Below are 24,320 nucleotides of genomic sequence, written 5' to 3'. Positions count from 1 at the left end.
CTGTAGGTGAAGCTGCCCCGGGCCGGTTCGGTGGCGTCCCACTTCATCTCGTTCTCAGGGGTGACCGCGTTGAACTCGCTGTTCAGGATCCGGGTATAGGTCCCATCACCCAGCCGGCCGGCCGCGATCGCCGCACCGAAATAACGACCCCTGGCCGCCGCGGAAGCGCCCAGCGTGGTGGCGGCGTCGGCCGACTGGGTGTAGACGACCCCCAGTCCGGCGGCGACCAGGCCGGCGATGCCTGCCGCCACCAGCACGATCCGCCGGCGCGGGGCTCGACGATGGGCGGGTGGATGAACAGACGCTGTCATAACGTGCCTCTCGGGAAAGGGATGTCGCGGAGAAAGGGAGGGCCGCCGTCGGCGACAAAGGGCACGGGGGCCCTCCCGATGCGCGCTCAGAATGCTGCCATGCGAATCCCTCAATATCAACCCCCGAGCCATTCCCGGAGCAAAAAGAATGGTGGAATTACGACTCGGGAACGGCTGGTGGCGACACGCTTTTAAGGAGAAATAAAGGTCGAAGCCGCAGGTGGGGCCACGGAAAAGGCCGCCTGCCGATAATGCGGCAGACGGCCGGGGAAAGCCAGGGGCCGGGCCGGCGCGGGGAGGCGCCGACCCGGCTGATCCGGTGCGGTACGGTTATTTGTAGGTGATGTCCGAGGCGCTGAAGAAACAGTTCTTGCCGTCGGCGCCGGAACCGGTCTTCGGCGGCTCCGCGCCGGTGTTGTTGCCGGTGAACCGGTCGCAGATCGCGATCTTCTTCTTGCTGTCCCCGACGATCGTGATGCCGGAGAACGTCGCCGTGTCCCCGAAGTTGGTGTTGATGCCGGCCAGGGCCTTGCCCGGCGCGCTCGCGGTGATGTTCTGCAGCACCACGTTCCGCTTGAACTGCGTCTTGCAGTTGCCGCACGAGCGGTAGAGCTTGCCGAAGTCGCTGACCTGGAAGTTGCGGACGGTCAGCGTGCCGCCGCCGTTGTGCTGGAAGACCTTGTCCGAGGCCGAGCGGGCGCCGCCGCCCTCGACGGTGTACCGGGCCGAGGTGCCGCCCTTGAACGTGGCGGCGTCCTCGCCGACGTCCTCCCACCAGACGTTGACCAGGGTGCACGAGCCGCTGCAGTGCACGCCGTCACCGGCCGGGGCGCCGATGATGACGTTCTTGAGGGTGGCGCCGTCGGCCAGTTTGAACATCGGGTCCTGGCTCTCGTCCTGCCCGCCGTCGCCGATGCCGAAGTACCGCTTGAGGCCACCGTCGAAGGTGCCCGACACGTTGGTCGTCGCGCTGACCTTGACCAGGCCCTGGGCGGACGGCCAGGCCGTGGCGGCCGAGGCGTTCTGGGTGAAGGCGACCGCGGTGACGCCGAGACCGCAGGCCAGGACGGCTGCGATGGCAGTGCCCCGCCAGCGCCGGAACCGGCCGGGGGGAGCCTCGGGGGAGGTGGGGGAGGACGTTTCCATACCCGTGCAGTGGCCGATGGCCCCCGGGAGGTTGCCCCGCACCGCAAGATTTCTTCGCCGGCTCCGCGGGTAGGCGAGGGGCATGGCTGTGCCCGGCGTCCTGACCCGATACACGACCGCCGCCGCCCTGGCGCGGCTCGCCGACGAGGGCAGCCGGGTGGCTCTGCTGCTGCATGTCCTCGCAGTGGGGCGGGGCGCGGCGTTCGGCGGCCTGCTGATCGGCGCGCTGATGGTGCCCCATGTGCTGGCGGCACCCCTGGTGGGGGCGCTCGCCGACGCTGTCCGCCGGCGCCGGCTGCTCTACGTCGGCGGGTTGCTCGGCTTCGCGGCCGGCTTCACCGGCGCGGCGCTGCTGGCCGATCCGGCTCCGGCGGCCGCGTTCGTGGCTGCCGTGCTGGCCGGCTGCTGCGCGCCGCTGCTGATCGGTGGTCTGTCGAGTCTGCTCGGCGAGCTCGCCGGCGACCGGCTGCCGCGGGCCTTCGGTCTCGACGCGACCTCCTACAGCCTGGCCGGCATCGTCGGCCCGGCCCTGGCCGCGGTCGTCGCCGGCTGGGCGGGGGCACTGTGGGCGGTGGCCGTTCTGGCGGTCTCGTGTGCGCTCGCCGCGGCCATCGTGGTGTCGCTGCCGGTGCCGGACCGGACCCGGCCGAGCATCCCGCGACGGCGGGGGCGGGCGCTGACGGCGCTGTGGCGGGAGCCTCCGCTGGCCGCTGTCACGGCGGCCAGCACCGTCAGCCAGCTCGGCTTCGGCGCGCTGCCGATCGTCGCGGCGTTGCTCGCCGCGGGCCTGCACGATCCGGCCATGACCGGCCTGACGCTGTCGGCGTTCGCGGCCGGCAACCTGGTCAGTTCGCTGGCCTACGCCCGGCTGCCGGTGCGCCGGCTGCGGCCCGAGCGGCTCATGCTGGCCGGGCTGGTCGCCATGAGCCTGCCGTTCGCGGTGCTGCCGCTGGTCGGCGGGCGCTGGCCGACCCTGGCCCTGTTCGTGGTCGCCGGCCTGATCAACGGCCCGCTGTTCGCGTCCCTGCTGGTCGTGCGGGACCGGGAGGCCCCGCCGGAGGCGCGGACCCAGGTCTTCACCATCGGGGCCGGGCTCAAGGTGACCGCCGCCGCGGCCGGTGTCGCCCTCGCGGGCCTGGCCACCGGCCACGGCACGACCGTCCTGCTGCTGGCCGTCGCGGCCAGCCAGTTGCTGGCCGGCGGACTCGGCGCCGTGCTGCTCAGGAGGCGCCGGCCAGCTCCTCGAGTGTCGCCCGCGCTCCCTTGAGGTGCAGCGAGGACGACACCGACCGGTACGCCGAGACGAACCGCTCGTTGTCGATCAGATCCCCGAACAGGTCCCGGTCGGCGATGAACGCCAGTGGGTCCGCACTCTGACGCCGGGCGGCCGCGGTCAGGGTGTCCTTGAGCCGGTCCACCACCTCGATCGGGTTGCCCTGCTCGTCGACGCCCTCGGCGTACCGGGCCCAGCTGGCCACCACGGCGGTGGACCGCAGGATCTCGCCGCCGGTCTCGAGGTTGTGCCGGATCACCGGCAGCAGCCACTTGGGGATGCGGTCGGAGCTCTCGGCGCAGAGCCGGGCCACGGTGTCGCGCACCTGGGCGTTGGAGAAGCGGTCGATGAGCTGGTGCTTGTACTCGTCCAGGTCGATACCGGGCACCGGCTCCAGGGTCGGGGTGGCCTCGCGGTCCATGTACGCCAGCAGGAAGTCGGCGAACAGCGGATCCTGGGCCACGTCGTGCACGAGCCGGTAGCCGGCCAGGTAACCGAAGTAGCAGAGCGCCTGGTGGCTGGCGTTGAGCAGGCGCAGCTTCATCAGCTCGTACGGCTCGACGTCGGCGACCACCTGCACCCCGGCCCCCTCGAACGGGGGCCGGCCCAGCGGGAAGGCGTCCTCCAGGGCCCACTGGGTGAACGGCTCGCACACCACCGGCCACGCGTCGTCCACGCCGAACCGCTTGCGGACCTCCGCGCGGTCGTCGTCCGTGGTCACCGGGGTGATCCGGTCGACCATGCTGTTGGGGAAGGCGACGTGCTGCTGCACCCACGCGCCGAGCTCCGGGTCCCGCAGCGTGGCGAAGGCGACGAAGCTGCGCCGGGCGGCGTGCCCGTTGCCCTGGATGTTGTCGCAGCTCATGATCGTGAACGGGGGCACCCCGCGCTCGCGCCGCCGGGCCAGCGCCGCGGTGATCAGCCCGAAGGTGGTGCGCGGCGGGTTGCCCGGGGTCAGGTCGTGCCGCACGTCCGGGTTGTCGGCGACGAAGTCGCCGGTCACGGCGTTGAAGTTGTAGCCGCCCTCGGTGATGGTCAGCGAGACGATGCGCACCTCGGGGCCGGCCATCTTCTCGATGACGGCCTCGGGGTCGTCCGGCGCGAAGAGGTATTCCTTGATCGCACCGACGACCCGGGCCTCGAGGGTGCCGTCCGGCGCCTTGACGACCAGCGTGTAGAGGCCGTCCTGGGCGTGCATCACCTCGGCCATGCGCCGGTCGGCCGGCATCACACCCACCCCGCAGATCGCCCAGTCCAGCGCCCGGCCCGCGGTCATCAGCCGGTCGAGGTACATCGCCTCGTGCGCCCGGTGGAAGCCACCGACGCCGAAGTGCACGATCCCGGTCCGCAGCGCGCCGCGGTCGTAGGACGGGACCGGCAGCTCGGCGGGCAGGGACGACAAGTTCTGGGCATTGAGGGGCAGCATCGGCATGTCCTCCCAGCGCTGCTCTGACGGGCTCGGAGCCCCAGCATGGCATCCCGGGAGGCCCGTTGCCGGGCCCGGCGCGGCAGCAGCTTTCTCACCGTCCGTCAACACGGGCACACGCGCCGCGCAAACGGGCACGGCCCGGCGGCGGATCGCCACCGGGCCGTCCCGTTGCTCCCGGTCAGACCGGCAGAGCCGCCGCCGGCTTGAGGCCGCCACCGGTCATGTGCCGCAGGTACGCGGGCAGAGTGAAGAATTCCGGGCAGGTCCGCTCGGAGAGCAGCACGGTCAGCAGGGTCCGGGCCTGACCGAAGCACCGGCCCGACTCCTCGTCCAGGGCCCCGGTCTCGGCGAGCACGTCCAGCTCCTCGCGCAGCATCCGGGTCACCAGGCCCGCGGTCACCGGCACGCCGTAGTCGGTCGGGGTGCCCGTCGAGATCCACTGCCACAGCTGGGTCCGGCAGATCTCCGCCGTCGCCGCGTCCTCCATCAGCCCGCCGAGCGCCACCGCGCCGCGCCCGCCCAGCCACGCCGCGACGTACCGCAGCGCCACGCTGACGTTGGTGCGCAGCGCGACCTCGCTGACCGTGACCGCGCTGGACTTGACGTCCAGCAGCTCCTTGGCGGTGACCCGCACGTCCTCGCGCTTGCGCACGATCTGGTGCGGCTCGAAGCCGAGCCACTGGTCGAAGACCTCCCGGCAGGTCTCGACCAGGCCCGGGTGGGCCACCCAGGAGCCGTCGAAGCCGTCGCCGACCTCGCGCCGCTTGTCCTGGCGGACCTGGTTGAGCGCCCGCTTGGCGGCCACCGGGTCCCGGCTGGGCACGACGGCGGCCATGCCGCCGATCGCGTGGGCGCCGCGCCGGTGACAGGTCTTGACCAGCAATTCCGTGTACGCCCGCATGAACGGCGCCGTCATCGTCACCTGCGAGCGCTCCGGCAGCACCACGTCCGGCCGGTTCTTGATCATGCTGAACAGGTAGTCCCAGCGGCCGGCGTTGAGTCCCGCCGAGTGCTCGCGCAGCTCGTACAGGATCTCCTCCATCTCGAAGGCCGCCGTGATCGTCTCGATCAGCACCGTCGCGCGGATCGTGCCGCGGGGGATGCCCAGCAGGTTCTGCGCGAAGACGAAGACGTCGTTCCACAGCCGCGCCTCGAGGTGGCTCTCCAGCTTGGGCAGGTAGAAGTACGGGCCGCTGCCGCGCTCGATCTGCTTGCGCCCACAGTGGAACAGGTACAGGCCGAAGTCGAACAGCGACGCCGAGACCGCCCGCCCGCCGATGCGCACGTGGCACTCCGGCAGGTGCCAGCCGCGGGGCCGGACCATGATGGTCGGCAGCTCCGTGCCGATCCGGTACTCCCGGCCGTCCGGTGCGGTGAAGTCCAGCGTGCCGTCCAGCGCGGCCCGCAGGTTGCGCTGGCCTGAGACGACGTTGTCCCAGGTCGGCGCGGTGGCGTCCTCGAAGTCGGCCATCCAGACCTTGGCGCCGGAGTTCAGCGCGTTGATCGTCATCTTGCGTTCCGGCGGCCCGGTGATCTCCACCCGGCGGTCCATCAGGTCCTCGGCCGGGGGCGCCACGGTCCACGTCTCGTCGATGCGGATCTGCCGGGTGGAGGACAGGAAGTCCAGCTCGGTGGTCCGGGTGGCCCGGCGGCGCCGGCGGCGGTCCAGCAGCTGGACCCGGCGGGCGCCGAACTCCCGGTCCAGCGCCACCACGAACTCGATCGCCTCGGGGGTCAGGACGTCGGAGAACTCGGACCCGGTGACGGTGACTTCTTCCATCAGAACTGCTCCGCTTCGGTCGAGCCGGACAGCGCGGTGGTGGAGCTCTCCGGGTTCAGCGCCGTCGAGACGGCGTCGAAGTAGCCGGTGCCGACCTCGGCCTGGTGCTTGGTCGCCGTGTAACCGTTGGCCTCGGCCGCGAACTCGGCCTCCTGCAGCCGCACGTACGCGCTCATGCCCTCGGTGGCGTAGCCCTGGGACAGCTCGAACATCGAGTGGTTCAGCGCGTGGAAGCCGGCCAGCGTGACGAACTGGAACTTGTAGCCCATCGCACCGAGCTCCTTCTGGAACCGGGCGATGGTGGCGTCGTCGAGGTTGCGCTTCCAGTTGAACGACGGCGAGCAGTTGTACGCCAGCATCTTGTCCGGGTGCACCTTGTGCACGGCCTCGGCGAACGAGCGGGCGAACTCCAGGTCGGGCTTGCCGGTCTCGCACCAGATCAGGTCGGCGTAGTCGGCGTACGCGACGCCGCGGGCGATCGCCGCCTCCGGACCGCTGCGCACGCGGAAGAAGCCCTCCGCGGTCCGCTCACCGGTGAGGAACGGCTTGTCGCGCTCGTCCACGTCGGTGGTGAGCAGGTCGGCGGCCAGCGCGTCGGTACGGGCGATGATCAGGCTGGGCACCCCGGCCACGTCGGCCGCGAGCCGGGCCGCGTTGAGCGTGCGGATGTGCTGGGCGGTCGGGATCAGCACCTTGCCACCGAGGTGGCCGCACTTCTTCTCCGAGGCGAGCTGGTCCTCCCAGTGCACACCGGCCGCACCCGCCGCGATCATGGCCTTCATCAGCTCGAACGCGTTCAGCGGCCCGCCGAAACCGGCCTCCGCGTCGGCGACGATGGGAGCCAGCCAGTCGCGGTCGTGCTTGCCCGCGGCGGTGTCGATCTGGTCGGCCCGCAGCAGCGCGTTGTTGATCCGGCGCACCACCGCCGGCACCGAGTTCGCCGGGTAGAGGCTCTGGTCCGGGTACGTGTGCCCGGACAGGTTGGCGTCGGCGGCCACCTGCCAGCCGGACAGGTAGATCGCCTTGAGCCCGGCCCGCACCTGCTGCACGGCCTGGCCGCCGGTCATGGCGCCGAGCGCGTTGATGTACTCCTCGTCGTGCAGCAGGTCCCACAGCCGGCGGGCGCCCCGCTCGGCCAGGGTGTGCTGCTCCTGGACACTGCCGCGCAGCTTGACGACGTCGTGCGCCGTGTAGCTGCGGGTCACGCCCAGCCAACGGGGATCGCCGGCCCACGCCCGAGTGAGTTCCACGGCGGTGCTGCGCCCGCTGTACTTGGCCCTGACTTCGGTCAGCTGATCAGTCATGGTGTTAAGCCCTTCCGTTACGGCAGAACTTCACTCTGATCGAGTCCACAACCCCTCCTGAAGATATTTGCGAGGAGAAGAAGCGCGAATCTTCTGCTAGCGTCAAAACGCATGACGGCTTCACCGACCGACGCGACCGTGGACCTCGTGACCCTCGGGCAGCGGCTGCGGCACCAGCGCCGGGCCAAGGGCATGACCCTCGACCAGCTCAGCGCCGCCGTCGGCCGGGCGCCCTCGCAGCTCTCACTGATCGAGAACGGCAAGCGGGAGCCGAAGCTCAGCGTGCTGCAGGCGATCGCGGGTGCTCTGGGCGTACCGATGCAGGAGCTGCTGCGGCCGGAAGCGCCGAGCCGGCGCGCCGGGCTGGAGATCGAGCTGGCCCATTTCCAGCGGGAACCGGCCTACACGGCCCTGGGCCTGCCGGTCGTCCGCGGTGGCCGGCGCCTGCCCGCCGACGCCCTGGAATCGCTGATCGGCCTGCACCGCGAGCTGACCCGGCTGCTCACCGAGCAGAGCGCCACCCCCGAGGTGGCCCGCCGGGCCAACCAGCAGCTGCGCGTCGAGATGCGCGAGCGCGACAACTACTTCGACTACATCGAGCAGGCCGCGGCCAAGGTGCTGGAGTCGGTGCGGCACACCACCGGCCCGCTGTCCCAGCGCGGCATCCTCGACATCGCCGCCCACCTCGGCTTCTCGCTGCACTACGTCAACGACCTGCCCGGCTCGGCCCGCTCGGTGACCGACCTGAAGAACCACAAGATCTATCTGCCGCAGGTGGCCAGCGGCAAGGGCCACGACCCGCGCGCGGTGGTGCTGCAGACGCTCGGGCACTTCGTGCTCGGCCACCACGACCCGGCCGACTACGGCGACTTCCTGCGCCAGCGGGTCGAGGTCAACTACTTCGCCGCGGCGCTGCTGATGCCGGAGAAGTTCGCCACCGACTTCCTCCGCGAGGCCAAGGCCGACCGGGCGCTGGCCATCGACGACTTCCGCGACGCGTTCGGGGTCTCCTACGAGACCGCGGCACACCGCTTCACCAACCTGGTCACCCACCACTTCGGCATCCCGGTGCACTTCGCCCGGGTGCACGAGAGCGGCACGGTCTACAAGGCCTACGAGAACGACGACGTGCGCTTCCCGACCGACGTGACCGGCGCGATCGAGGGCCAGCCGGTGTGCCGCAAATGGGCGTCACGCACGGTGTTCGCTGCCGAGGACCCGTACTCGTCGTTCTACCAGTTCACCGACACCGGCAAGGGCACGTACTGGTGCACGGTGCACGTGGAGTCGACCCGGTCGGGCGAGTTCTCGGTGACGGTCGGGACGCCGTACCAGCATGCCCGCTGGTTCCGCGGCGGTGACACCACCCGCCGTACGGTGTCGACCTGCCCGGACCCGACGTGCTGCCGCCGGCCGCCCGCGGAGCTGGTGGACCGCTGGGCCGGGCAGGCCTGGCCCAGTGCCCGGGTGCACTCGCACCTGCTGGCCGCCCTGCCGCCCGGCACCTTCCCGGGCGTCGACGCCCAGGACGTCTACGAGTTCCTGCAGCGTCGCGCCCGCTGACGGCGGCTGGGCGCCGCATTCGTGTGCGTTGTGTGGAGATCCTGTGCGGAGTCGGCCCGGGCGGTTTCCGGCGGGCCGGGCCGGTGATGAGATCGCATCGTCGGCACTCGCCGCCCCGGAAGGAGACCCCATGAAGTACGCCCTGGCCGCCCTCGCCGTCCTGCTCGGCGCCGCCGCAATCGTGTACGGCGAAGGCGACGACTCCCCGGGCCTGCAAGGGCTGGGCGTCCTGCTCGTCATCGGCGCGATCGTCCTCGTGGTGCGGACGGTCCGACGCCGTCAGGGCCGGTCCAGCGGCTTGCGATAGACGCGAAAGAGCGGTGCGATCACGGACGCGCTTCCTTCCTAGCGCAGCGCGGCGATCCTGGCCCTGGTGTCCGCCGGGGAATCGGGGTGCAGGCGCTCGACATCGGCCCGGATGTGGGCCAGGGTCCGCCCGGCCAGTTCCCGCCGCCAGGCCAGCTCGGCCCCGAGCATCGCCTGGGAAAGGGTGCACGACTGCCGGTAGTCGACGCCCGTGTGCTCGCCCGGGCCTTTGCGCAGGATCTGGTCGCAGCGGAACAACTCCTCCGGCCCCTCGATGGCGGCCACGATGTCCAGCAGCGAGACCGCCCCCGGGTCCCGGGCCAGCCGGAAACCGCCGCGCGGACCCGAGACCGACGCCAGGATCCCGGCCCGGACCAGGGCCTGCAGCTGCTTGTTCAGGTACGCGGGCGGCAGCTCGTAGAACGCCGCGAGGGTGGCGGTCGGGACCGGGGTGTCGAGCCAGCCGAGGTTGAGGCACGTGTGGAGGGCCCATTCGACGCCCTGACTCATCCGCATAGTCCTGGACTTTACATGTCCAGGATCTGATGCCTATCCTGGACCCCCAATATCCAGGAACGGGGAACGACCATGACTCTGTCAACCGGGCCGGCGATGACCGGCCCCGGGCGTCGCCGGGCCGCGCTGGCGCTGCTGGCCTTCGCCATGCTGATCGTCTCGCTGGATCAGTACATCGTGGTGGTCGCGCTCCCGGACATCCGGCGTGACCTGGGCTTCTCCGCCCAGACCCTGCAGGCCGTGGTCACCGCCTACGCCGTCGCGTCCAGCGGCTTCCTGCTGCTCGGCGGCCGGGCCGCCGACCTGCTCGGCCGGCGCCGGGTCCTGGTCACCGGCCTCGCGCTGTACGCGGCCGCGGCCCTGGCCGGCGGTCTCGCCCGCAGCCCGGAGATGCTGTTGAGCGCTCGCGCGGTCCAGGGCCTGGGCGGCGCCCTGGTCTTCCCGACGACGCTGGCCCTGGTCAACGTCACCTTTCCGGAGGGCCGGGCCCGCAACCGCGCGCTGGGCGTGTGGGGCGGTGCGGGCGCGGCCGGCCTGGTCCTCGGCGTCCTGCTCGGCGGCGTCCTCACGCGCGCGTTCGGGTGGCCGGCGGTGTTCCTCATCAACGCACCCCTGGCGGCCGCGGCGCTGCTGCTGGCGTTCCCCCTGCTGCCGGCCGATGCCCGGCGCGCCGAGGGGCGGTCGTTCGACCTGCTGGGTGCGCTCAGTGCGACCGGCGGCATCACGCTGCTGGTCTTCGCTCTGGTGAGGGGCCCGGAGGCCGGCTGGGACTCGCCGGTCGTGCTCGGCCCGGCGGCGGCCGGGCTGGCGCTGCTGGTCGCGCTGGTCGTGATCGAGCGGCGGGCCGCCGACCCGCTGGTGCCGCGCGGGCTGCTGCGCAACCGCAACGTCGTCGCGGCGGTCGGGCTCGCGGCGATGTTCGCGGCGACCTTCGGCTCGGTGCTGTACTTCCTGTCGATCTACTTCCAGGACGTCCGCGGCTACGACTCCCTGCGCACCGGCCTGGCCTTCCTGGTGCCCACCGCCGTGGTCGTGACCGGCTCGGCGGTGGCCGGTCAGGTGGTGACCCGCTTCGGCCTGCGCCGCACCCTCGTCGCGGCGCTGGCGGTGGGCGCGGCGGGTGCCGCGGCGCTGGGTCTGGCGATGACCGGGGACAGCTCGTACGCGGCCCTGCTGCCCGGACTGGTCGCCCTCAGCATCGGTGACGGGGTGGTGTTCACCGCCATGTTCATCGCCGCGGCCACCGGTGTCAGCGACCGGGAGCAGGGCATCGCTTCGGGGCTCGCCTCCACCGGATCCGGGGTCGGCGCCGCGCTCGGCCTGGCCGTCCTGGTCCTCGTCGCCCAGCACGGCATCCGCGCGGCGGTCCTGACCGTCGCGGCCGGGATCGTGCTCACGATGCTGGTCGCGTCGGCCCTGCGACCGGCGGCTGTCGAGCCCCGGCCGCCGATCCTCATGCGACCCTGTTGAGCCGGACCATGCTCAGGCGCGGCGCTGGGTGACGCGGGCGGTCCCCCGCGCGTGGTCCAGGACGGTCGCCAGGGGGACGGGTATCCCGGCGCCGAGCCGGATCACCAGGGGAGCGTCGACGAGGTCGCTGTGCTCCAGCAGGGTGTGCTCCTCCCACGACAGCCGGACGTCGGCCGAGCAGCGCGCCACCCGGACATGGGCCAGGCGGCCGGCCCGGACGGTGGCCGCCAGGCCCTGCACGGTGAACGCGACGGACAGGCACAACCGCAGCTCGTACACGCGTTCCCCGTCGACCAGCACGTCGAGGTGCGGGTCGTAGGTGACCCGGACCAGATGGTCGTCCAGCGTGACCAGCCGGGTGACGTCGGCGTCGGCGGCCGTCTCCCGCGCGGCGGTGACCAGGCAGTGGTAGCCCATCACCCCGGAGAGCAGGATCGAGCCGAGGTCCTCCTCGAGCAGACCACCGGCCGCGGCGGAGAGCTCCGCGGCCAGCGCTGCCCTGGCCGGTCCGGAGAGGCGGCCGGGGATCGCTCCGAGCGCGGACTCGACCGGGCCACCCTCGGTGAGCTGCCGGGTCAGCGTCGCGTCGTCGGCGCCGAGGAAGTCGCGCAGGTGGCCGGTCACGATCCCGCCTCCTCGATCGTCGTCCGGCCCGCCGCGGGGTGCCGGCGCACGGAGATGGCGATCTCCGCCGCCGTGGTCCGTGCGGTCACCACCGCCGTACGGCTGCCCGACCCGGCCACCACCGCCAAGTGCCGTCGCAGCCACCGCCGGCCCCTGGGCAGACGGATCACACCGGACCTCATAGCGACCATCTCCTCGTGATCACTATGCGCACGTCCGGCGGGTTTCCCGCGCGTTGAGTCGTTGATCCGCTCGTGTTCAGCCCGGGATGTAATCCTCCAGGAGGGCCGGCGTCAGTCCGGCCTTGTGGATCGCGCGCAGCGCCGCCAGGAAATCCCGCACGAAGGCCGGCCGGAAGTGCATCAGGATGATGTCGCCCGGCTGGACCCGGTGACCCTCCTGGTAACGCACCTTGCCCTTGTGGACCGTCTCCTTCCACATGAACGCGGCCTTGATCCCGCAGTCGCGCGCCGCCCGCAGCGTGGTGGCGTCCTTGGTGCCGAACGGCGGGCGGAACAGCACGGGCCGGCGGTGGTAGCGGTGACCCAGCCGGTCCGCCGAGCCGCAGATCTCCCGGTGCTGGAACGCGTACGACTTGCCGCGCAGCTCGGTGTGGGTGATCGTGTGCGCCTCGATGACCGCGCCGTGCTCCTGCAGGCGCGCGAAGTACGCCTCGTCGTCGTGGATGGCGTCGGTGGTCAGGAACAGCGTGACCGGGATGCCGGCCGCCGCCAGCAACCCCGGCACCTCCGGCAGCTTCAGGTAGCCGTCGTCGATGGTGAGGAAGGCGACCGGCTGCTGCGTCGGGATCCGCGACAGGTACGGCACAGTGCCCGCTGCCGGCAGGGTGATCGGCTCGGGTGGCGGTGCCGGTGGGAAGACGGGTATGTCGGCGGAGGTCCAGCCTTTGCCCCCGGTCGGCGCCGCGGGTCTGCTCGTCGGTGTCGCCGGCGCCGTGATCAGGTGTTCGGCCGGGGGCGAGGCCGAGGGCGGCGCCTCCGGCGCGCCGGAGCCGGCCGAACAGGCAGCCAGGGGCAGGCCCAGCAGACAGACGACAGCGGTGGCGAGGGCTCGGCGGGACATCGGCAAGATCACATGGGCAAGCTAGAGAACGCCCGCAACCGCGCACGGTGACCCGAACGTTGCGGACACGGCATCACAGCTGGTCAGACCGTCAGCAGGTGGGGGATAAGGCTCGGGTCGGTCGGGGCCAGCAGGTGCAGCAGCGAGCGTGCCGCCGCGATCACCAGCGCCCGGTCGTACGTCGTGGCGAACACGAACCGCCGGTCCGCCTCGGGCCCGGTGTCACCGAGGTCCCGGGCGACCAGCGCCGCCGCCTGGTGCGGGCCGACCACCAGCACGTTCCACTCGCCGTGCAGCGCGTCACCGGCGGCGAAGTGGGCGCCGCGGACGCCGGGCGCCGGTTCGTCGCTCAGGCCGGTGCCCAGCGCCGCGACCATCGGGCTGCGCTCGGCGATCGCCGCGTACCGGCGGGCGGTCGCGCGGGTGAAGTGCCGGGCCTCCTGGAAGCAGGCGAGCAGCACGGGCGGCTGGTGGCTGTCGCGGGCCAGGGCCTCCATGTGCTTGCTCATCGGCATCAGTGTCGACTTGGTCGAGACCACGGTGGGGCGCTGGGCCGCGACGATCTCGTACGGCGTCGCGCCGGTCGAGCCGGTCGTCACCGGCCGCAGCAACGGCAGGTGGGCGCCCGGCGGCGCGGGGACCGGTGGCAGGCGACCGGGACGCCCGTACAGCCAGCCCTGGCCGACGGTCGCGCCCATCGTGCGGGCGATCGCCTCGTGCTCCGCCGTCTCCACCCCCTCGGCCAGGATGGTGGCCCCGCTGGCCTCGGCGTACGCCGCGACGGCGGCCACCACGTGCGAGGTGTGCGGATCCCGCGGAGCGTGCAGCAGGCTCATGTCCAGCTTGACGACGTCCGGATGCACGAACGGCATCAGCGCCAGCGACATCGGGTCGGCGCCCACGTCGTCCAGGGCCACGCCCCAGCCCGCCGCCCGGCAGCTCGCCGTGGCGGACAGCAGCCCGGCCGGGTCCGCCGCGATCGCCCGCTCGGTCATCTCGGTGACCACCCGCAACCGGCTCTGCGCCCGGGCCACCACCGGGGCCAGGTCGTCGGGGCAGGGCGTGTGCCACGCCGTCGGTTCCATGTTGACGAACAGGGTCTGCGCCAGGCCGGCGTCCAGCGCGGCCCGGTACGCCGACGCCCGGCACACCCAGTCGAGCTCGTTGTCGCGTCCGGCCGCCCGGGCCGCGGCGAACAGGGTGACCGGCGACTCCCAGGGGCTGCCGGCCGGGCCACGGCTGAGGGCCTCGTAGCCGAGCACCCGCCGGGTGGCGATGTCCACCAGCGGCTGGAAGACCGGGGTAACGGCGCGGCCGTCGATGACGTCATGGATGTTCCGCACGTCTTCGACATCGGCGGCCCGGGCGGATGTCTGAGGAGTTGGATCGATGCTGATACGAATTACCTGACTATCAGTGGTTCTATTAGCAGTCGATCGCCGCTTAGCGTCACGGACATGAATCGACGCACGCTGTTGAAAGGTGCCGCTGCCGGGCTGGCGGGCACCGCCGTCGCCCCCGCCGCGGCCCGGGCCGCCCTGCCCGCCGGCATGCCCACCTACACCTACCTTCGTGACGCGCTGACGTTGCCGCTGAACTACAACCCGACGGGCGAGTTCATCTTCCCCTGCATCCGTGGGGTCTACGACAAGATCAGCGGCGCGCGGGCGCGGTACTACCTCTATTACGCGCCGCACGAGAAGCCGGGCGGCATCTGTGTCGCGTACGCGAACTCGCTCGCCGGGCCGTTCACCGAATACTCCGCCAACCCGTTGATCGACAATGTCCTGCCCGGTACCACGGTCAGCCATGTGTCGTCCCCGCACGTCATCTGGGACGCCGCCACCCGGCAGTTCTTCTGCTACTTCCACGGCGAGAACACCACCACCCGGGTGGCCCGTTCCGCGGACGGCATCAATTTCCGGGACGAGACGCCGATCCTGAGCACGCGGCTGGTGCCGGGCACGTCGGAGACCTCGTACGCCCGGGTCTTCGAGCACACCCTGCCCGGGCGTGGCAACAAGTACGTCATGGTGTTCATGGGCGTCAAGAGCGGGCGGCGGATCTTCTACGGCTGGTCACCCAACGGCTGGGACCAGTGGCAGTTCAGTCCCGCGCCGCTGGTCAACCCGGAGGGCGACGGCCTCACCGACATCGCCGCGCCGGCCCTGGTCAAGCGCAACGACACGACGTACGTGGCGTACCACGGCAACGACGGCAGGATGCGGATCACGGAGGTCGGCGACGCCTTCGACCGGGAGAACCATCTGGGGGTCTTCTACAGCCCGGTCGCCTCGGACAACGGCCGCGCCGCCGCGCCGTCGTTCGGCACCGACGGCGGGACGCCGTACATGTTCTACGAGGCCGGGCCGCGTCTGCAGGCCCGGATCTGCATCGCGCGCGCCGGCTGACGGCCGGAGAGCGCTCCCACATAGATGGGTATCGAAAAACTTCGTTGGCTCTCTTTACTGTTAACAAGCTTTAAATTACGTTGGGCGTATCGCCGACGGAGCTTCCATCCATCGGGCAATGTCGATACCGACCGGGTTCTCCGGCGCGGTACCGGCGTGCCCGCGGCAGGCCGGGTTCCCCCAAACTCCGGCCTGCCGCCCCCCATGAAGAGGAGCGCTTCATGAGAAGAAGAACCACTCTGCCGCTGCTGACCGTCGCCACGGTCGGCGCCTCACTGTTCGTCGCCGTCGCACCGGCCTCGGCGCACGGCTACATCTCCTCACCGCCCAGCCGCCAGGCCAACTGCGCCCGCGGCGCGGTGGCCAACTGCGGTGACATCGTCTACGAGCCGCAGAGCGTCGAGGCGCCCAAGGGCTCGACGCAGTGCAACGGCGGTGGCAGCCGCTTCGCCGTTCTCAACGACAACAGCCGCAACTGGCCGGCCGCCAGCGTCGGCTCGTCCGTGACGTTCAACTGGGTGCTCACCGCCCGGCACTCCACCAGCACGTGGGAGTACTTCATCGGCGGCACCCGGCTGGCCTCCTTCAACGACGGCGGCGCGCAGCCCGGCGCCACCAAGTCGCACACCGTCAGCATGGGCGGCTTCACCGGCCGGCAGACCGTGCTGGCCCGGTGGAACATCGCCGACACGGTCAACGCGTTCTACTCCTGTGTGGACGTGAACATCGGTGGCGGAGGCGGCAACCCGCCGCCCACCACGCCGCCGCCGACCACGCCGCCGCCCACCCAGCCCACCACGCCGCCGCCGACGACCCAGCCGCCGGCCGGTGGCACCTGGCGGGCCGGCACGGCGTACTCGCCCGGCAACGTCGTCACCTACGGCGGGGCGTCGTACAGCTGCCGGCAGGCGCACACCGCGCTGGCCGGCTGGGAGCCGCCGAACGTACCGGCTCTCTGGTCCCGCATCTGATCCACGCCCCGCGGACGGGTCCACGGCCACCGGCGTGGACCCGTCCGTCCGGCACCGGAGGAGGTGTCCCCATGCGTCGTCTGGCCACCGCCCTGCTGATGCTGATCACGCTGGCCGGCTGTGCCGCCGATCCGGCCCAGCCGCCACCGCCGGCGTTCAACAGCACCGACGTGATGTTCCTGCAGATGAGCCTCGACTACATCCGCCAGGGCGAGCAGGTCGTCGCGCTGGCCGGGCCGCGGGCGACGAACCCCGAGGTGCGCACGCTGATCAACGAACTGGGCGGCCAGTGGCAGAGCGAGGCGGCCACCATGGGCCGCTGGCTGACCGGCTGGCAGCAGCCGCCGTCGGCCGACCCGGCCGCCGGCGCCCACGCCGGGCACGGCGACCTGCATTCGCTGCGGCCCACCGACATCGCCGAGCTCACCGCGGCCCGCGGCGCCGACTTCGACCGTACGGCGGTCAGCCTGCTCCTGGGTCACCTGCACAACTGCGTCGAGGTGACCCGGATGGAAGTGACCGGTGGGCAGTACCCGCCGGCCAAGGCCCTCGCCGAGACGATGACCACCCGGCGTCAGCCGCAGATCCAAGCGATGCTCGCCCTGGCCGCCTAGGTGTGCTGTCCGGCCCTGATTGAAGCTTCAAATCAGCAGTACGATGGGCCGGTGACCGCCGAACCGCCGCGCTGGCTCAGCCCCGACGAGCTGCGAGCCTGGCTGCCCGTGGGTGGCCTGCTGCTGAAGCTCCCCGCCGCCCTGGACGCCCAGATGCAACGCGACTCAGGCCTGAGCCACTTCGAATACCTCGTGCTGGCCAACCTCTCCGAGGCCCCCGGGCGGACCCGCCGGATGAGCGCCCTGGCCGCGCTGGCCAACGGCTCGCTGTCCCGGCTCTCGCACGTGGTCAAGCGCCTGGAGGCCCGCGGCTGGATCGAGCGCAAGGCTTGCCCGTCGGACGGCCGCTACACCAACGCGGTGCTCACCGACGCCGGCTGGGAGAAGGTGCTGGCCAGCGCGCCGGGACACGTGGAAGCCGTCCGCACGCTGGTGCTCGACGCGCTGACGGCGGAGGAGCTGGACCAGCTCGGCGCCATGGCCCGGCGGCTGCTCGAGCGCCTGGAGCCGGGCGACGCCCGTAATGCCTTTCCGGCCTGAGCGCCCGGCCGATACTGTCGCCGGCATGGCCGAACTCATCGCACCCACCGCCCGGCTCCGCGAATCGTGGCTGCGCTCGCGCGACGAGTGGGGCGGCGCCCACCAGGACGGTGCGGGCCTGCGGCCGGAGGACGACGTGGACACCCCGGACGGCTTCGCCGCCTGGGTGCGCCGGCTGCTGCGCGACTCCGACCCGGCCGTGGCCCAGCCGGAGGGCCTGGTCCACTGCACGTACTGGTGGATCGTCGAGGACGACGAGGTGCTCGGCGCGATCGCCCTGCGCCACGAGCTCAACGACTTCCTGCGGCGGGCCGGCGGGCACATCGGCTACGGCGTACGGCCGTCGGCGCGCCGCCGCGGCCTGGCGTCGTTCGCACTGGGCGAGGTCCTGCCGCACGCGGCCAAGCTCGGCCTGACCCGCGTCCTGGTCACCTGCAACGTGGCCAACGAGGGTTCCCGCCGCACGATCGAACGCAACGGCGGCGAGCTGGAGGACATCCGCGACACCGAGATCGGCCGGCTGCGCCGCTACTGGATCACCACGTCCGGCAGCTGAGCTCCATCCCGTCCTCGACCGGGAAGCCCACGGTCGCGTAGCCGTTCGCCGGGTCGCGGACGTAGGCCAGATAGGGCGCCATGCTGGTCATCGTGGTGTCGTCGGCGACCACCGAAGCGCCCGGAGCGAGCCGTGGCTCGAGCAGCCGCAGCACCGGCAGGCAGAGGTCCTTCCAGCCGTCCAGCAGCAGGAAGCCGACCTGACCGGGCACCGCGGCCAGCGTCTGGAGGGCGTCGCCACGCAGGATCGTCACGGCCCGCTCGAGCCCGGCCTCGGCCAGGTTGGCCCGGGCCGCCGCCACCTTGGTGGCGCTCAGCTCGGTGCTGAAAACGTGCCCGCTGCCGTTGTCGGTGACCCCGGCGGCCAGGTAGATCGTGGACACCCCGTAGGAGGTGCCGAACTCGACCACCGTGGCGGGGCGGGTCGAGGAGGCTCGGCTGAGCGTCCTGCAGGCAGCGGACGACCTGCTCGCCGAGAAGGGCTTCGCCCAGCTCACCATCGAGGGGATCGCGGCCCGCGCCGGCGTGGCCAAACAGACCATCTACCGCTGGTGGCCCTCGAAGACCGACGTGCTGTTCGACGCGTTCGCCGCCGACGCCGCGCAGGACCTGGAACCGGCGGACACCGGCGACCTGGCCGCTGACCTGCGCGCGCACCTGGAGAACCTCGCGCACTACCTGACCCACTCGGACGCCGGCGCGGTCTTCCGGGCGCTCACCGGGCAGGCGATGCACGACCCCGGACTGGCGGCCCGGCTGCGCGCCGAGCACCTCACCCACCAGCGGGCGCGCGACCGCCGCCCGCTGGAACGCGCGATCGCCCGCGGTGAGCTGCCCGCGGACACGGACCTCGACGCGGCCGTCGATCGCCTCGTCGGCCCCGTCTACTACCGCGTGCTGGTCACCGGGCAGCCGGTCACCGCGGACTTCGTCGAGACACTGGTGCGGCAGGTGGTGGCGTAGGGCCGCTCAGCCGACCAGGCGGCGTTCCCACGCCCAGGCGGCGATCTCCACCCGGTTGCGCGCCCCCAGCTTGGTCTGCACGCTGCCCAGGTGCGTCTTGACGGTGCCGACCGAGATGAACAGCTGCGTCGCGATCTCGGCATTGGTCAGCCCGCGGGCGGCCAGCTTGACCACGTCCAGCTCGCGCGGGGACAGCCCGCCGTCGTCGCCGGTCGGGGCGGGCGGGGACAGGTGCTCCAGCAGCCGTACGGTGATCGACGGGCTGATCAGCGCGTCCCCGGACACCGCCGCGCGCACCGCCTCCACCAGCAGCGCCGGTCCCGAGTCCTTCAGCAGGAAGCCGGCCGCGCCGTTGCGCAGCGCCTGGTGCACGTACTCGTCGAGGTCGAAGGTCGTCACGACGACCACCTTGATCGGATCCGCGACGCCCGGGCCGGCCAGCAGCCGCAGGGCCTCCAGACCGTCCATCCGGGGCATCCGGATGTCGAAGAGCGCCACGTCGGGCTTGAGCCGGCGGGCCATCGCCACCGCCTCGACGCCGTCCGCGGCCTCGCCGATCAGCTCCATGTCGGGCTGCGCGCCGATGATCATGCCGAAGCCGGTCCGTACCATCGCCTGGTCGTCGGCGATCATCACGCGGATCACCGCGTCACCTCCTGGTCGAGCGGCAGGGCCGCGTCGACGACCCAGCCGCCGTCGATGCCCGGCCCGGCGGTGATGCGCCCGCCGACCGCGCGGACCCGTTCGGTCAGGCCCACGAGACCGTACCCCGGCGCCTCGCGCGGCATCGCGGCACGCGGCGCCGCGCCGTCGTTCGCCACCCGGACGAGCAACCAGTCGGGGGTACGGCGCACCCACACGTCCGCGACCCGCGCGTCCTTGGCGTGCCGGCGGATGTTGGTCAGCGCCTCCATCACCACCCGGTACGCCGACGTGGACACCTCCACCGGGAGCCCCGCCGTGCTGCCGTCCACGTGCAACCGGGCGAGCACCTCACCCGCGTTGCTGAACTGATCCAGCAGCGGCGCCAGCTCGTCCACCCCGGCCAGCGGCGCCAGCGGCGCGTCCGGCCGGGCGTGCGGATCGCGCAGCACCCCGACCATGCGGCGCATCGAGGCCATCGTCTCGGCGCCGGCCGCCTCGATCTGCTCCAGCGCCAGCAGCACCCGCTTGGGGTCCTGCTCGGCGATGAACCGCGCGCCCTGCGCCTGCACGACGATGCCGGTGACGTGGTGGGCGATGAAGTCGTGCAGGTCCCGGGCGAACTCGGCGCGCTGCTCGGCGCGGACCGAGTCCATCGCGCGTACCCGGGTCGACTCGATGATGCGCAGATAGACCGCCAGGGCGATGACCGCGGTCGCGACCAGTCCCAGGGCCAGACCGGCGATGACGTAGTCGGCGTCGGTGCCGGCCCGCAGCGGCATGAACCCGATGGCCATGCCGAGCAGCAGCACCGCGCCGACCGCCCACCGGCTGTCGCCCCGGCGGCACACCACGAACAGGACCGCGAGCAGCCCGACCGACTCGGCCAGGCCGAAGCTGCCCCCGACCCCGCCGGACGCACCCCCGATCCCGATCGTCAGCAGCAGGGAGAACCCGGCCAGCAGCATGGCCGCCTTGGGCAGCCGGGCCGAGCCCTGCCGGTGGGCGGGCAGCCAGACGGAGGCCGTCGACACGGCGCCGATGAACAGCACGAGGCCCAGGACCGGCCCGCCCTCGGACACGCCGGTGGCCAGGTCGATCAGCCCGAGCATCGCCATCAGCAGCAGGGTGGCGAGCTGGGCGCCCCGGCGGATCAGGTTCGGTCGCGTCAACATCGTGACCCAGCGTAACCGCTGCTCAACGCGTCTCCATCGGCCGAAAGACAGATCCGCCGCGGCCGCCGATCCCCGCTGCGGGCTGATGTGCGCGGTGCCCGCCGACCCTCAGGCTGCTCCCAGCTTCATTAACCCCTGGAGGATCCCTGATGAGAACGCACTCCCCGGCCGCCGCGCCGACGACATCGATGGCCGGCCCGGGCGACGGCATGACCGCCGTCGCGGCCGTGGACCTGGTCAAGGTGTACGGCAGCGGGGAGACGGCCGTCCGCGCGCTCGACGGTGTGACGGTCGGCTTCGCCCGTGCCCAGTTCACCGCCATCATGGGACCGTCCGGCTCCGGCAAGTCCACGCTGATGCACTGCCTGGCCGGGCTCGACACGGCCACCTCGGGCCGGGCGCTGCTGGGCGGCACCGACCTGACCGTGCTCAGCGACAAGGTTCTCACCCGGGTCCGCCGCGAGCGGATCGGCTTCGTCTTCCAGTCCTTCAACCTGCTCCCGCAGCTCACCGCCGAGCAGAACATCACCCTGCCGCTGGACCTGGCCGGCCGGCGGGCCGAATCCGGGCTGTTCGCCCACCTCGCCGACGTGCTGGGGCTCAACGGGCGGCTCACCCACCGGCCCAGCGAACTCTCCGGCGGACAGCAGCAGCGGGTCGCGCTGGCCCGGGCGCTGGTCTCGCGCCCCGAGGTCGTCTTCGCCGACGAGCCGACCGGCAACCTGGACTCCCGCTCCGGCGCCGAGGTGCTGTCGTTCCTGCGCAACTCCGTGCGCGAACTCGGTCAGACCATCGTCATGGTCACCCACGATCCGGGCGCCGCCGCGTACGCCGACCGGGTCGTGCTGCTCGCCGACGGCAAGGTGGCCGGCGAACTGGACCGCCCCGACCGCGCCTCGATCGCCGACGCCCTGCAGCACCTGGGGACGTACCGATGAACGTGCTCCGTACCCAGCTGGCCGGCGTCTCCCGGCGCCCGGCCCGGCTGCTGCTCACCGGCCTGGCCATGCTCGTGGCGTCCTTCGTGGTCTACGCCACCGTGCTGGCCCAGCAGATCACCGAGCGCACCATGCTCGACGGTCTCAGCGGCACGCCCGCCGCCGTCGACCTCGTCGTCGGCGGGGAATCCGGCACCGGCAACCTGCCGACCATCACCCGCGCCGACCTGGCCCGGCTCCAGGCGGTGCCCGGCGTCGCCGAGGCGGCCGGGCGGACGGAGTTCGGCGGCCAGACCGGCAGCGACTACCTCAACATCACGGCCGACCCGGGCAGCGGACCCCTGGCCGTCGCCCACGTCACCCAGGGCCGGTACCCGTCCGCACCGGGCGAGATCGCGGTGACCCCGCGCACGGCGGACCGGATGGGCCTGCCCGTGGGCAGCACCGTCTCGCTGATCACCAGCTGGGACGACGACGGCAAACCCGGCAAGCCCGTGCGGCTCACGGTCACCGGTCTGGCCGACGCCCGCGACGACTACGGCTTCACCGCGTACGCCCCGACGGCCACCATCCTGGCGCTGAGCCCCGACGCCACCTTGTTCAAGGTGGACCTGCGCCTGGCCCCGGGAACCGACGCCACCGCCGTCCGTACGGAGCTCGACCGGATCGTGCAGAGCATGCCGGCGCCGCCGGAGGGCGCCGAACGCGCGCTGGTCCGCGCCGGCGCGGACGTGCGCGCCGACGAGGCGAACCGGGCGGCCTCCGACCTCAACGAGCTGTTCGCCGTGGTCGGGATGTTCGTGGCCATCGCCGTGGTCGCCGCCGGGCTGGTCGCCACCTCCACGTTCCGCATCGTGTTCGCCCAGCGGATGCGCCAGCTGGCCCTGCTGCGGGCGGTCGGCGCCGGGCGCGGCTCGATCAGCCGGGCGCTGGCCGCCGAAGGTGCCCTCACCGGATTCGTCGCCGGCCTGGTCGGCGTGCTGGGCGCCCTGGCCGTCGGCCACATTCTGCCGCCGGTGCTGCGCGGCTTCGACGTCGCCGTGTCCTCGCCCGGTGTCCCAGTGCTGCCCGCGGCCGGGGTGATCGTGCTGTCCGTGCTGATCACCGTGCTGGCCGTGCTGGCCCCGGCGTTCTCGGCCGCGAAGGTCGCCCCGCTGGAGGCGCTGCGCTCGGCGAGCACCACCGGCGGCCGGCGCGACATCGGCAAGCTGCGCTGGGCGTTCGGGCTGCTGCTGACGCTGATGGCGGCCGGCGCGGCGGCGTACGTGATCACCAACCTGCCGGACCGCGACGCGAAGAACTACACGCCGGAGCCGATGCTGCTGACCGTCGTCATCTCCGGCGCGCTGGCCTTCTTCGCCCTGATGGCGCTGGGCCCGGTCCTGGTCCGCCCGGTACTGGCCACGGTGGGCTGGCCCCTGCGCCGGCTCGGCGCTGTCGGCCGGCTCGCGGTCGGTGGAGTGGGTGGAGCGCCCCGGCGGGCGGCAGCGGTGTCGGTCGTGGTGGCACTCGGCGTCACCCTGATCGCCGGTGTCGTCGTGACCGGGGCCTCGGTCCGGGTGCTCGCCGACCGCGAGATGGCCTCGGCCGTACCCGCCGACTACGAACTCGCGGCCAGCGCCGACGAGCGGGTCCCGGCTGCCCTGGTCGAGCAGGCGAAAGCCAGCCCCGACCTGGCCCACGTGACGCCGTACCGGCGCCTCGACTCGGTCAAGATCGGCGGTACGGAGTCTCAGCTGGAGGCCACCGACCTCGACATGGACGCGTTGCCGACGCTGAAGGACATCGACGTGTCGGCCGGCACGCTGGCCGGTATCAAGCCAGGCGCGGTGGCGATCTCCGGCTTCGTCACGGACATGTCCGGACTGGCGGTCGGCGACACCACGACGCTGACCAGCGGCAAGAAGAAGCTCCAGGTGACGGTCGCGGCGATCCTGCCGGACACCGGGCCGCTGCAGTCGTACCTGCTGCTGGACCCGGCCGACCTGAGCAAGCTCGGAGCGCCGGCGACCTACTCCGGACTGCTCGCCGACGCGGCGAAAACGGGCGAGGACGGGCGTACCGCCGGGCAGAAGGCCATGCAGCAGCTGGTCCAGGGCCGGACGGGTCTCGGCGTCACGGTCCTGGCCGACCAGCGGGACCAGTTCAACCTGATCCTGAACGGCGTGCTGGCGGTGGCGATCGGCCTGGTCGGGCTGACGGTGCTGATCGCGGTGGTCGGCGTGGGCACGACAACGGCGCTGTCGGTGGTGGAACGGGTCCGCGAATCGGGTCTGCTGCGGGCGGTGGGCCTGTCCCGCGGCGGCCTGCGAGCGATGCTCACCGCGGAATCAAGCCTCTACGGAGTGATCGGCGCGACGATCGGTCTGGTCCTGGGCGTGCCGTACGCCTGGCTGTCGATCAAGGCGCTGGGGGTGAACGCGCCGCTGGCCCTGCCGGTGTGGCAGCTGGCGGCGGTGTTCGTGACGCTGGTGGTGTTCACGGCGCTGGCGGGGGTGCTGCCGGCTCGGCGGGCTTCGCGGGTCAGTCCGGTCGCTGCGCTGGCGACCGACGGCTGAGCCGGTGGGATGAGGGGTCGCTCCCGGCGGTGGTTGACGCCGGGGGTGGCCCTCGTCCTGGCCTCCCTCCCTCCCTCCCGCTGCGCCGGTCCGCTTCATCGGCCGGTCTTCGGGCGTTCGTGGCATCGTTCTCGTCGTACCCGGCGGA

At 72.2% G+C, this 24,320-nt stretch carries 25 protein-coding genes; 13 read left to right on the top strand and 12 right to left on the bottom strand.

Annotation, left to right across the window (positions count from 1 at the left end; translation table 11 throughout):
* Window positions 1–251 (bottom strand): endo-1,4-beta-xylanase (locus ACWEOZ_RS39225; protein WP_451915748.1); only part of this gene is annotated, 251 nt, incomplete at its 3' end.
* Between the two features lie 390 nt (window positions 252–641).
* Window positions 642–1,457: a pectate lyase gene (locus ACWEOZ_RS39220; protein WP_451915747.1), complete on the bottom strand. Its 816-nt coding sequence runs from the start codon at window positions 1,455–1,457 to the stop codon at window positions 642–644.
* Window positions 1,458–1,539: 82 nt separating this feature from the next.
* Between ACWEOZ_RS39220 and ACWEOZ_RS39215 the strand changes: the two genes are divergently transcribed.
* Entirely contained in the window at window positions 1,540–2,724 is a 1,185-nt protein-coding gene (locus ACWEOZ_RS39215; protein WP_451915746.1) for an MFS transporter, read from the top strand.
* On the opposite strand, the gene ACWEOZ_RS39210 is transcribed toward ACWEOZ_RS39215, so the two are convergent.
* From ACWEOZ_RS39210 to aceA, 3 genes are all read right to left on the bottom strand, one after another.
* Window positions 2,678–4,156 carry a mannitol dehydrogenase family protein gene (locus ACWEOZ_RS39210; RefSeq protein ID WP_451915745.1) on the bottom strand — a complete coding sequence of 493 codons (1,479 nt, stop codon included), beginning with the start codon at window positions 4,154–4,156 and terminating at the stop codon, window positions 2,678–2,680. The two genes, ACWEOZ_RS39215 and ACWEOZ_RS39210, sit on opposite strands and share 47 nt — an antisense overlap.
* A gap of 181 nt (window positions 4,157–4,337) precedes the next feature.
* Window positions 4,338–5,939: a malate synthase A gene (gene aceB, locus ACWEOZ_RS39205; RefSeq protein WP_451915744.1), complete on the bottom strand. Its 1,602-nt coding sequence runs from the start codon at window positions 5,937–5,939 to the stop codon at window positions 4,338–4,340.
* Entirely contained in the window at window positions 5,939–7,243 is a 1,305-nt protein-coding gene (aceA, locus tag ACWEOZ_RS39200) for an isocitrate lyase (protein ID WP_451915743.1), read from the bottom strand. Before aceA ends, aceB begins: the two co-directional genes overlap by 1 nt.
* 111 nt (window positions 7,244–7,354) lie before the next feature.
* Between aceA and ACWEOZ_RS39195 the strand changes: the two genes are divergently transcribed.
* Both ACWEOZ_RS39195 and ACWEOZ_RS39190 read left to right on the top strand, forming a co-directional pair.
* Complete coding sequence (locus ACWEOZ_RS39195; RefSeq protein ID WP_451915742.1) at window positions 7,355–8,806, top strand: helix-turn-helix domain-containing protein; 1,452 nt, start codon at window positions 7,355–7,357, stop codon at window positions 8,804–8,806.
* A gap of 130 nt (window positions 8,807–8,936) precedes the next feature.
* Window positions 8,937–9,113 carry a hypothetical protein gene (locus ACWEOZ_RS39190; protein WP_451915741.1) on the top strand — a complete coding sequence of 59 codons (177 nt, stop codon included), beginning with the start codon at window positions 8,937–8,939 and terminating at the stop codon, window positions 9,111–9,113.
* A gap of 38 nt (window positions 9,114–9,151) precedes the next feature.
* On the opposite strand, the gene ACWEOZ_RS39185 is transcribed toward ACWEOZ_RS39190, so the two are convergent.
* The gene (locus tag ACWEOZ_RS39185) at window positions 9,152–9,628 is read right to left on the bottom strand and encodes an RrF2 family transcriptional regulator (RefSeq protein ID WP_451915740.1); all 477 of its coding nucleotides are present in this window, start codon (window positions 9,626–9,628) and stop codon (window positions 9,152–9,154) included.
* Between the two features lie 72 nt (window positions 9,629–9,700).
* Here ACWEOZ_RS39185 and ACWEOZ_RS39180 point away from each other — a divergent pair, with 72 nt between their 5' ends.
* Window positions 9,701–11,098 carry an MFS transporter gene (locus tag ACWEOZ_RS39180; protein WP_451915739.1) on the top strand — a complete coding sequence of 466 codons (1,398 nt, stop codon included), beginning with the start codon at window positions 9,701–9,703 and terminating at the stop codon, window positions 11,096–11,098.
* 12 nt (window positions 11,099–11,110) lie between these two features.
* Here the strand turns inward: ACWEOZ_RS39180 and ACWEOZ_RS39175 are convergent, their stop codons facing one another.
* Window positions 11,111–11,722 carry a hypothetical protein gene (locus tag ACWEOZ_RS39175; protein WP_451915738.1) on the bottom strand — a complete coding sequence of 204 codons (612 nt, stop codon included), beginning with the start codon at window positions 11,720–11,722 and terminating at the stop codon, window positions 11,111–11,113.
* Between ACWEOZ_RS39175 and ACWEOZ_RS39170 the strand changes: the two genes are divergently transcribed.
* Window positions 11,711–11,923, top strand: a complete 213-nt coding sequence (locus ACWEOZ_RS39170) for a hypothetical protein (protein ID WP_451915737.1) — start codon at window positions 11,711–11,713, stop codon at window positions 11,921–11,923. The genes ACWEOZ_RS39175 and ACWEOZ_RS39170 overlap by 12 nt on opposite strands.
* A gap of 57 nt (window positions 11,924–11,980) precedes the next feature.
* Here ACWEOZ_RS39170 and ACWEOZ_RS39165 read toward each other — a convergent pair whose 3' ends face one another.
* Together ACWEOZ_RS39165 and ACWEOZ_RS39160 are read right to left on the bottom strand one after the other, a co-directional pair.
* Window positions 11,981–12,805 (bottom strand): polysaccharide deacetylase family protein, encoded by an 825-nt coding sequence (locus ACWEOZ_RS39165; RefSeq protein WP_451915736.1) that lies wholly within the window; start codon window positions 12,803–12,805, stop codon window positions 11,981–11,983.
* Window positions 12,806–12,888: 83 nt separating this feature from the next.
* A complete protein-coding gene (locus tag ACWEOZ_RS39160) occupies window positions 12,889–14,148 on the bottom strand; it encodes a sensor domain-containing phosphodiesterase (protein WP_451915735.1) in 1,260 nt (419 codons plus the stop codon).
* Between the two features lie 114 nt (window positions 14,149–14,262).
* Here ACWEOZ_RS39160 and ACWEOZ_RS39155 point away from each other — a divergent pair, with 114 nt between their 5' ends.
* The 5 genes from ACWEOZ_RS39155 to ACWEOZ_RS39135 all read left to right on the top strand — a co-directional run bounded on the left by ACWEOZ_RS39155 (window position 14,263) and on the right by ACWEOZ_RS39135 (window position 17,897).
* Window positions 14,263–15,216 (top strand): hypothetical protein, encoded by a 954-nt coding sequence (locus tag ACWEOZ_RS39155; protein WP_451915734.1) that lies wholly within the window; start codon window positions 14,263–14,265, stop codon window positions 15,214–15,216.
* A 221-nt stretch (window positions 15,217–15,437) separates the two neighbouring features.
* The gene (locus tag ACWEOZ_RS39150; RefSeq protein ID WP_451915733.1) at window positions 15,438–16,187 is read left to right on the top strand and encodes a lytic polysaccharide monooxygenase; all 750 of its coding nucleotides are present in this window, start codon (window positions 15,438–15,440) and stop codon (window positions 16,185–16,187) included.
* A gap of 71 nt (window positions 16,188–16,258) precedes the next feature.
* Window positions 16,259–16,801, top strand: coding sequence for a DUF305 domain-containing protein (locus ACWEOZ_RS39145; RefSeq protein WP_451915732.1), 543 nt, complete (start codon window positions 16,259–16,261; stop codon window positions 16,799–16,801).
* A 51-nt stretch (window positions 16,802–16,852) separates the two neighbouring features.
* A complete protein-coding gene (locus ACWEOZ_RS39140; RefSeq protein ID WP_451915731.1) occupies window positions 16,853–17,341 on the top strand; it encodes a MarR family winged helix-turn-helix transcriptional regulator in 489 nt (162 codons plus the stop codon).
* Between the two features lie 25 nt (window positions 17,342–17,366).
* On the top strand, window positions 17,367–17,897 hold the full coding sequence (locus ACWEOZ_RS39135; RefSeq protein WP_451915730.1) for a GNAT family N-acetyltransferase: 531 nt from the start codon (window positions 17,367–17,369) through the stop codon (window positions 17,895–17,897).
* Here the strand turns inward: ACWEOZ_RS39135 and ACWEOZ_RS39130 are convergent.
* Window positions 17,878–18,279, bottom strand: a complete 402-nt coding sequence (locus tag ACWEOZ_RS39130) for an O-methyltransferase (RefSeq protein ID WP_451915729.1) — start codon at window positions 18,277–18,279, stop codon at window positions 17,878–17,880. The genes ACWEOZ_RS39135 and ACWEOZ_RS39130 overlap by 20 nt on opposite strands.
* Before the next feature lie 10 nt (window positions 18,280–18,289).
* Between ACWEOZ_RS39130 and ACWEOZ_RS39125 the strand changes: the two genes are divergently transcribed.
* Window positions 18,290–18,859, top strand: a complete 570-nt coding sequence (locus ACWEOZ_RS39125) for a TetR/AcrR family transcriptional regulator (RefSeq protein ID WP_451915728.1) — start codon at window positions 18,290–18,292, stop codon at window positions 18,857–18,859.
* A gap of 6 nt (window positions 18,860–18,865) precedes the next feature.
* Here the strand turns inward: ACWEOZ_RS39125 and ACWEOZ_RS39120 are convergent, their stop codons facing one another.
* A complete protein-coding gene (locus ACWEOZ_RS39120) occupies window positions 18,866–19,504 on the bottom strand; it encodes a response regulator (protein WP_396087019.1) in 639 nt (212 codons plus the stop codon).
* Complete coding sequence (locus tag ACWEOZ_RS39115; RefSeq protein WP_451915727.1) at window positions 19,501–20,676, bottom strand: sensor histidine kinase; 1,176 nt, start codon at window positions 20,674–20,676, stop codon at window positions 19,501–19,503. Before ACWEOZ_RS39115 ends, ACWEOZ_RS39120 begins: the two co-directional genes overlap by 4 nt.
* A gap of 149 nt (window positions 20,677–20,825) precedes the next feature.
* Between ACWEOZ_RS39115 and ACWEOZ_RS39110 the strand changes: the two genes are divergently transcribed.
* Entirely contained in the window at window positions 20,826–21,614 is a 789-nt protein-coding gene (locus tag ACWEOZ_RS39110; protein ID WP_451915726.1) for an ABC transporter ATP-binding protein, read from the top strand.
* Window positions 21,611–24,172, top strand: coding sequence for an ABC transporter permease (locus tag ACWEOZ_RS39105; protein WP_451915725.1), 2,562 nt, complete (start codon window positions 21,611–21,613; stop codon window positions 24,170–24,172). The genes ACWEOZ_RS39110 and ACWEOZ_RS39105 overlap by 4 nt, the downstream gene beginning before the upstream one ends.
* Window positions 24,173–24,320: the final 148 nt, after the last annotated feature.

This window comes from Actinoplanes sp. NPDC004185 (genome assembly GCF_053603475.1).
This window is presented reverse-complemented; position numbering and strand designations above follow the sequence as displayed.

Coding starts and splice junctions, on each gene's coding strand:
- ACWEOZ_RS39150 (WP_451915733.1), top strand. CDS start 15,438: ATGAGAAGAAGAACCACTCTGCCGCTGCTGACCGTCGCCACGGTCGGC.
- ACWEOZ_RS39220 (WP_451915747.1), bottom strand. CDS start 1,457: ATGGAAACGTCCTCCCCCACCTCCCCCGAGGCTCCCCCCGGCCGGTTC.
- ACWEOZ_RS39115 (WP_451915727.1), bottom strand. CDS start 20,676: ATGTTGACGCGACCGAACCTGATCCGCCGGGGCGCCCAGCTCGCCACC.
- ACWEOZ_RS39180 (WP_451915739.1), top strand. CDS start 9,701: ATGACTCTGTCAACCGGGCCGGCGATGACCGGCCCCGGGCGTCGCCGG.
- ACWEOZ_RS39105 (WP_451915725.1), top strand. CDS start 21,611: ATGAACGTGCTCCGTACCCAGCTGGCCGGCGTCTCCCGGCGCCCGGCC.
- ACWEOZ_RS39145 (WP_451915732.1), top strand. CDS start 16,259: ATGCGTCGTCTGGCCACCGCCCTGCTGATGCTGATCACGCTGGCCGGC.
- ACWEOZ_RS39110 (WP_451915726.1), top strand. CDS start 20,826: ATGAGAACGCACTCCCCGGCCGCCGCGCCGACGACATCGATGGCCGGC.
- ACWEOZ_RS39215 (WP_451915746.1), top strand. CDS start 1,540: ATGGCTGTGCCCGGCGTCCTGACCCGATACACGACCGCCGCCGCCCTG.
- ACWEOZ_RS39195 (WP_451915742.1), top strand. CDS start 7,355: ATGACGGCTTCACCGACCGACGCGACCGTGGACCTCGTGACCCTCGGG.
- ACWEOZ_RS39185 (WP_451915740.1), bottom strand. CDS start 9,628: ATGCGGATGAGTCAGGGCGTCGAATGGGCCCTCCACACGTGCCTCAAC.
- ACWEOZ_RS39155 (WP_451915734.1), top strand. CDS start 14,263: ATGAATCGACGCACGCTGTTGAAAGGTGCCGCTGCCGGGCTGGCGGGC.
- ACWEOZ_RS39135 (WP_451915730.1), top strand. CDS start 17,367: ATGGCCGAACTCATCGCACCCACCGCCCGGCTCCGCGAATCGTGGCTG.
- ACWEOZ_RS39165 (WP_451915736.1), bottom strand. CDS start 12,805: ATGTCCCGCCGAGCCCTCGCCACCGCTGTCGTCTGTCTGCTGGGCCTG.
- ACWEOZ_RS39210 (WP_451915745.1), bottom strand. CDS start 4,156: ATGCTGCCCCTCAATGCCCAGAACTTGTCGTCCCTGCCCGCCGAGCTG.
- aceA (WP_451915743.1), bottom strand. CDS start 7,243: ATGACTGATCAGCTGACCGAAGTCAGGGCCAAGTACAGCGGGCGCAGC.
- aceB (WP_451915744.1), bottom strand. CDS start 5,939: ATGGAAGAAGTCACCGTCACCGGGTCCGAGTTCTCCGACGTCCTGACC.
- ACWEOZ_RS39190 (WP_451915741.1), top strand. CDS start 8,937: ATGAAGTACGCCCTGGCCGCCCTCGCCGTCCTGCTCGGCGCCGCCGCA.